1 protein-coding gene is annotated in these 1,149 nt (G+C 69.9%); it reads right to left on the bottom strand.

All coding sequences use genetic code 11. The annotated features are described in order from the left end of the window. Positions 1-1,149 (bottom strand): 1-deoxy-D-xylulose-5-phosphate synthase (dxs, locus tag MKL09_RS06035; protein WP_244018897.1); only part of this gene is annotated, 1,149 nt, incomplete at both ends.

The following is a 1,149-nucleotide window of genomic DNA, read 5'->3' as shown; positions in this document are numbered from 1 at the left end:
GTCGCCACCATGTGCACCAGTTCGGCCTCGTCGGACGCCGCCATCACGGTCATGTTCGGCAGGCAGCACAGATACGCCAGATCGAACGCCCCGGCATGCGTCGCCCCGTCGGCGCCGACCAAGCCGGCCCGGTCCAGACAGAACCGCACGGGCAGGTTCTGCAAAGCCACGTCGTGCACGACCTGATCGTAGGCCCGCTGCAGGAAGGTCGAGTAGATCGCCACGAACGGCCGGTAGCCCTCCGTCGCCAGGCCGCCGGCGAACGTCACCGCGTGCTGCTCGGCGATGCCGACGTCGAAGGTCTTGTCCGGGTGCGCCTTGCCGAACAGGTCGATGCCGGTGCCGCCGGGCATCGCCGCGGTGATCGCCACGACCCGGTCGTCGGCATCGGCCGCCTTGATCAGGCTCTCGCCGAACACCCGGGTGTAGGCCGGGGCGTTGGGCTTGGCCTTGGCCTGCACGCCCGAGACCACGTCGAACTTGACCACGCCGTGGTAGCGGTCGGCCGAAGCCTCGGCGGGTGCGTAGCCCTTGCCCTTGCGGGTGACGACGTGGAGCAGGATCGGGCCGTGCTCGGCGTCGCGGACGTTCTTCAGGACCGGCAGCAACTGGTCGAGGTTGTGCCCGTCGACCGGGCCGACATAGTGAAACCCCATCTCCTCGAACATCGTGCCGCCGCCGACCACCAGCGAGCGGGCGTATTCTTCCGCCGCGGCCGCGCGCTGGTAGAGCGCCTTCGGCAGGAGCTTGCCGAGCTGCTTGGCGGTCTCGCGCAGGGACTGGTAGGTGCCGCCCGACGCCAGCCGGGCGAGGTAGCCCGACATCGCGCCGACCGGCGGGGCGATCGACATGTCGTTGTCGTTGAGGATCACGATCAGGCGCGAGTGCAGGGCGCCGGCATTGTTCATGGCTTCATACGCCATGCCAGCCGACATCGAGCCGTCGCCGATCACCGCGATGGCGTTGCGGCGCTTGGCGGTCCGGCCCTTGGCCTTGGCGGCCTCGGAGTCGAGGTCGCGGGCGACCGCCATGCCGAGGGCGGCCGAGATCGAGGTCGAGGAATGGGCGGCTCCGAACGGGTCGTAGACGCTCTCGGAGCGCTTGGTGAAGCCGGACAGGCCGCCGCCCTGGCGCAGGGTGCGGATGCGG

This window comes from Methylobacterium sp. J-048 (genome assembly GCF_022829515.1).
Classification (GTDB): Bacteria; Pseudomonadota; Alphaproteobacteria; order Rhizobiales; family Beijerinckiaceae; genus Methylobacterium.
This window is presented reverse-complemented; position numbering and strand designations above follow the sequence as displayed.